Source organism: Pontibacterium sp., from assembly GCF_041587635.1.
Classification (GTDB): Bacteria; Pseudomonadota; Gammaproteobacteria; order Pseudomonadales; family Balneatricaceae; genus Pontibacterium.
This window is the reverse complement of record NZ_JBFGYC010000293.1, coordinates 1-5,019: the sequence shown is the minus strand read 5'-3', so window position 1 is coordinate 5,019 and position 5,019 is coordinate 1. Positions and strand designations below refer to the sequence as shown.

8 protein-coding genes are annotated in these 5,019 nt (G+C 50.0%); 6 read left to right on the top strand and 2 right to left on the bottom strand.

Translation table 11 applies throughout. The features are described from left to right. The 6 genes from ABYW01_RS13820 to ABYW01_RS13795 all read left to right on the top strand — a co-directional run. Positions 1-651, top strand: a 651-nt coding sequence (locus tag ABYW01_RS13820; RefSeq protein WP_372833646.1) for a S1 RNA-binding domain-containing protein, incomplete at its 5' end; no start/stop codon positions are given. Between the two features lie 101 nt (positions 652-752). Continuing rightward, on the top strand, positions 753-1,049 hold the full coding sequence (locus tag ABYW01_RS13815) for an integration host factor subunit beta (RefSeq protein ID WP_193952072.1): 297 nt from the start codon (positions 753-755) through the stop codon (positions 1,047-1,049). A 38-nt stretch (positions 1,050-1,087) separates the two neighbouring features. Continuing rightward, positions 1,088-1,393 carry a LapA family protein gene (locus ABYW01_RS13810; protein WP_193952073.1) on the top strand — a complete coding sequence of 102 codons (306 nt, stop codon included), beginning with the start codon at positions 1,088-1,090 and terminating at the stop codon, positions 1,391-1,393. Further along, entirely contained in the window at positions 1,383-2,585 is a 1,203-nt protein-coding gene (gene lapB / locus ABYW01_RS13805) for a lipopolysaccharide assembly protein LapB (RefSeq protein WP_372833643.1), read from the top strand. Before ABYW01_RS13810 ends, lapB begins: the two co-directional genes overlap by 11 nt. 23 nt (positions 2,586-2,608) lie before the next feature. Next, positions 2,609-3,319 (top strand): orotidine-5'-phosphate decarboxylase, encoded by a 711-nt coding sequence (pyrF, locus tag ABYW01_RS13800; protein ID WP_372833640.1) that lies wholly within the window; start codon positions 2,609-2,611, stop codon positions 3,317-3,319. Positions 3,320-3,402: 83 nt separating this feature from the next. Beyond that, positions 3,403-3,705, top strand: a complete 303-nt coding sequence (locus ABYW01_RS13795; protein WP_372833637.1) for a ComEA family DNA-binding protein — start codon at positions 3,403-3,405, stop codon at positions 3,703-3,705. A 3-nt stretch (positions 3,706-3,708) separates the two neighbouring features. Here the strand turns inward: ABYW01_RS13795 and ABYW01_RS13790 are convergent, their stop codons facing one another. Then, positions 3,709-4,611 carry an ROK family protein gene (locus ABYW01_RS13790; RefSeq protein WP_372833635.1) on the bottom strand — a complete coding sequence of 301 codons (903 nt, stop codon included), beginning with the start codon at positions 4,609-4,611 and terminating at the stop codon, positions 3,709-3,711. 27 nt (positions 4,612-4,638) lie between these two features. Then, positions 4,639-5,019, bottom strand: a 381-nt coding sequence (locus tag ABYW01_RS13785) for an AEC family transporter (protein WP_372833632.1), incomplete at its 5' end; no start/stop codon positions are given.

The window sequence follows — 5,019 nt, the reverse complement described above, 5'->3', positions numbered from 1 at the left end:
GGTATGAAGCAGTGTAAGCCTAACCCATGGTTGCAGTTTTCTGAGACGCATAAAAAAGGTGATCGCCTCAGCGGTAAGATTAAATCGATTACCGATTTTGGTGTGTTTATTGGGTTGGAGGGTGGTATTGATGGTCTTGTGCATCTATCAGACTTGTCATGGGATGAGGCTGGCGATGTGGCTGTTAAGCGCTTTAGCAAAGGCGATGAGGTCGATGCTTTGGTTCTTTCAGTGGATCCTGAGCGGGAACGTATTGCATTGGGGCTCAAGCAGTTAGCATCCGATCCGTTTGCTGAGTATGTGGATCAGAATAGCAAAGGCAGTAAAGTGACCGGCATTGTCCGTGAACTGGAGAACAAACAGGCTCGAGTTGAGCTTGCTGAAGGTGTGGACGCAATATTAAAAGCATCGGATGCGAGCCGCGAAGGTCTTGATGATATAGCCAGCGTTTATAGCGTTGGGGATGAAGTGAGTGCGCTGATTACCAGCATTGATCGCCGTAACAGAGTGATCAATATTTCAGTGAAACATGCTGAAATGCATTCAGATAAAGCGGCAATGCAGTCCGTGAATCAGAAATCTGTCGATGTGTCCGGTCCGACCACCATTGGTGATCTTATCAAGGCACAGATGAACAAGGATAAATCCTGATTCTGAGAGGAGAGCATGGCTCTCCTCTTTCATTTATAGGGCCTGTTGCCTAGGACGTCTTAGCGACATAGAGAAGTGAAGCGAAAATCCAGAGGCTAGCCATGACCAAATCAGAATTGATAGAACGTTTGGTTGATCGACATGACCAGTTGTCGGTAAAGGATGTAGAATTGGCGGTGAAAGCAATGCTTGATCAGATGACTGAAGCATTGTCCCACGGTGATCGGATTGAAATCCGAGGTTTCGGTAGTTTTAGTCTGCACTATCGTGCCCCGCGTGTTGGAAGGAACCCAAAGACGGGCGAGTCAGTGGAACTTGAGGCAAAGCATGTTCCACACTTTAAACCGGGCAAGGAGCTTAGAGAACAGGTAAACTCCAGCTTGGAAGAAGGCGTATAACGTTTCCCAAATGCTGTTCATAAAAGAGGTTTAGTGAAGTGCGTTGGATTAAAGGCGCAATCCTTGGATTGCTATGTCTGCTTTTTTTATTTGTGGGCGTGATGTTCACAATCAACAACACTCAGCTGGTAACAGTCGATCTGGTACTGCTCAAGCTGCCGGAAGCAAGTTTGTCATTATGGTTAGTTGCCACGTTTATTTTGGGTGGTGTGCTGGGCATGGCGATTAGCGTTGTAAGTGTTTTACTATTGCGTACCCGACTGCGTGCAGAACGCCGTCGTGTTACTAACGCTCAGAAGGAGTTGGACCAGCTGAGAACAGCTGGCTTGAAGAATGCCGCCTGAAGTCGACAATTACCTGCTGATTGTTCCGCTGTTTATAGCGGTTGCAGTGGGTTGGTGGTTAGGACGACGTGAGCGAAAAGAGCGTAGTAAAGAGCAAAGTAAACGGTTATACAGCAATATCAGTCGGGATTATTTTACCGGACTGGACTACTTGCTGAACGAGCGCACTGATGAAGCAATCGAAAGCTTCATCAAAGCGCTTGAAGTCAATTCTGATACCATTCCTGCCCACATAGCATTAGCGAAACTCTTTCGCCGTAAAGGTGATGTAGATCGCGCTATTCAGATTCACCAGAACTTGCTTGCCCGTCCCGATTTGGACCGCAGCGAGTTTTTGCGTGTGCAAATGGCACTTGCACGAGACTACTATGCTATCGGCTTGTTGGATCGTGCCGAGAACCTCTTGCTGGAGATTATTCGCCAGCGCCCCATGCGTGAAACCTTAGTAAAAGCGCAGCGACTGCTAATCTCCCTGTATGAAAAAGAAGCTGAATGGGAAAAGGCGCTGACAGCTGCGGATCAGTTAGCGACGGATGAACGCAAGCTGCTTAGTCGGGAGCTGGCGCACTATTGTTGTGAGTTGGCTGAGGCGTTGATCGCCCGACACCAGTACAATGAGGCCCAGGGGTACCTGCGCCGTAGCGAAATCTATGATCCCAATGGCATTAGAGGGTGTTTAATTAGTGCACGTATCGCGATGGACCAGTCGCAGTGGAAGCTTGCAATAAAACATCTGAAGCTGGTGGTAGATCGCGATCCGGTATTTGTATCGGAAACGCTGGATCTCCTGCGTCGTTGCTACGATCATCTGGCGGCAGAAAAGGAACTCAATGCGTATTTGAAACGGTGCATGGTGAACGCGCCCTCCACCAGTGTCACGCTCGCGGTGGCCGAGCAGATTAAAGACGAGCAGGGACTTTATGTTGCGGGAAGCTTTATCACGGAAGAGTTGAAAAAGCGTCCGTCGGTTAAAGGCTTCAATCGTCTGATTGATATGCATATCGAGCATGGGGCGGAAAGTGCACGTGACAGTCTAAGAGTGTTGCGTGGTTTGACCGGGCAGTTAGAACTATCCAAGCCGGTGTATCGCTGTAATAATTGTGGCTTCTCTGGGAAATCCCTGTTGTGGCAGTGCCCCTCCTGTAAAAAGTGGAGTACAACGAAACCCATACAGGGCCTGGAAGGCGAGTAATAGTTAATTCTGAGAGAGCTTTAATGATCAAAGATTCCAAGCGCGTTATTGTTGCGCTCGATTACCCAAGTCAGGCCGAAGCGCTGGCAATGGCGAAACGTCTGGACCCAAGCCGGTGTCGGGTAAAAGTGGGAAAAGAGTTGTTTACCCGAAGTGGACCTGCGGTGGTCGAGGCTCTGCATGCACTGGGTTTTGAAGTCTTCCTTGATCTGAAATTTCACGACATTCCTAATACTACTGCGAAAGCGGTACGTGCGGCTGCTGAGTTGGGCGTGTGGATGGTTAACGTACATGCAAGTGGCGGCCGTCGGATGATGGAAGCAGCGCGTAATGAGTTAGAGCAGGTGAATGGCTCAGATACGCTGTTGATCGGTGTGACGGTGTTGACCAGTATGGAACGTCAGGATCTGGCTGATATTGGATTGGACATTGAACCGCTGGATCAGGTCAAGCGTCTGGCTAAGCTGACAGAGGAGAGCGGACTGCATGGTATTGTGTGTTCAGCGCAAGAGGTTAAACCTCTACGTGACATTATCTCCCCTGACTTCCAACTGGTGACGCCGGGGATTCGTCCGGCAAATGCTGCTGTCGGTGATCAGAAGCGTATTATGACGCCGTCCCAGGCGTTGGAGGCTGGCAGCACCTATCTGGTGATTGGTCGCCCGATTACGCAGGCAGAAGAGCCGGTGCAGGCATTGGCAGATATAGAAACTGAGATTTCGCCGTTGCTCTGATCTTTGCATTCTGATAAAAAGATAAGGCTGGTTATGGATTAACCGGCCTTTTTTATTTCCTGTGTCTACAAGGAGGTTGCCCTATGACACTGCTAAACCCGCTGCGGGCGTTGCTCGCGACCCTGTTGTTCTGCTTTTCCCTTTCTTTGACTGCGGCTCCGCCCGCAATTGATCTTAATACGGCATCCGCCAAAGAAATTGCCACGACGTTATCCGGTATCGGTATGAAAAAAGCATTAGCGATTCTCGATTACCGGACATTGAATGGCCCGTTCGTTCGGATAGATGATCTGGTAAAGGTTAAAGGGATTGGTACGGCAACGGTCAACAAAAACCGTCACTTGATGATGGTTGGCGTTGAATCTCAGGTTGAACCTAAGCAATAGCGTTTAGTGCTGTTCTGGCCACAACCAGGCGGCGCCGCGAACTCCACTGGCGTCGCCGAATTTGGCAGGTACTAGACGCGTAACAACCGTATCTGAGAAAACATACTGCTGCCACAGTGCCGGTACTGCTTCATATAACGAGCTTTCGTTGGAAAGCCCGCCTCCCAACACAATGATCTCCGGATCAATCATGTTGATCACTGTCGCCAGGCTTTTTGCCAATCGGCGGTAGTACTGCTGGCTCAGGGCTTGTGCCAGAGGATCACCTGTACTCACCCGTTGCCAGATCTCTTCTGATCGAAGTGTTTCACCACTGAGCTTCTGATATTGCAGACTCAGGGCCGGACCACTTAGCCAGGTTTCTATACAGCCTTGTCGACCGCAGTAACAGGGAGAGATTGCGGCTTCACTGCTGCTAGGCCACGGTAGCGGGTTATGTCCCCACTCTCCGCTGATCGAATTAGGTCCGCAAATGATCTGCTGATTGATCACCAGTCCACCGCCGACACCGGTCCCTAAGATCACACCGAATACGGAACTGGCTCCGGCTGCAGCGCCATCTGAGGCTTCGGATAGGGCAAAGCAGTTTGCATCATTGGCGCATCGCACCGGGCGTTGTAAGCGTGCGCTGAGGTCTTTGTCCAGAGGTCGCCCTATCAGGCAGGTTGAGTTGGCATTCTTGACCAGCCCGGTCGATGGTGAAATGGTGCCGGGAATACCAACCCCTACTGGGGCGCGTATGCCGAATGTCTGATCAATTTCAGACACCAGTGAAACGATCTGATCGAGTGTTGCGTGGTAATTACCCTGAGGTGTTGCTATACGTTCCTGGTACACCCTATCACCGTGCTGATCAAGAGCGACCGCTTCAATTTTAGTGCCACCCAGATCTATACCGATACGCATGGTCTGTTATCCGTCTATAAAGCAGCCCTATAAAACAAAGGCCAGCGTTAAAGGAATCGTTATCAGACTTCCCATATTACCCAGTAATACGATGGAGGCAACTTGCTCCGGTTCCTGATTGTAGCGTTCGGCAACCATGTAGTTGAGCACTGCAGGCGGGAGTGCGCCAAACAGAATAAGATAACCCAGTTGTATCTCGGTGAGTTGGAGGACTGGCTGTAGGCAGATAGCGATCAGCACACCGCTGATAGGGCAGAGCAGTGCACCGAGGATACCGATGCGCCATTTGCTGAAATCTACACTGATCATGCGAACACCCAGTGCAAAGAGCATCAATGGAATTGATACTTGACCGAGCATGCTAATGAACGTGTTAACCGCTTCAGGTAACGGTAAATCAAACGCACT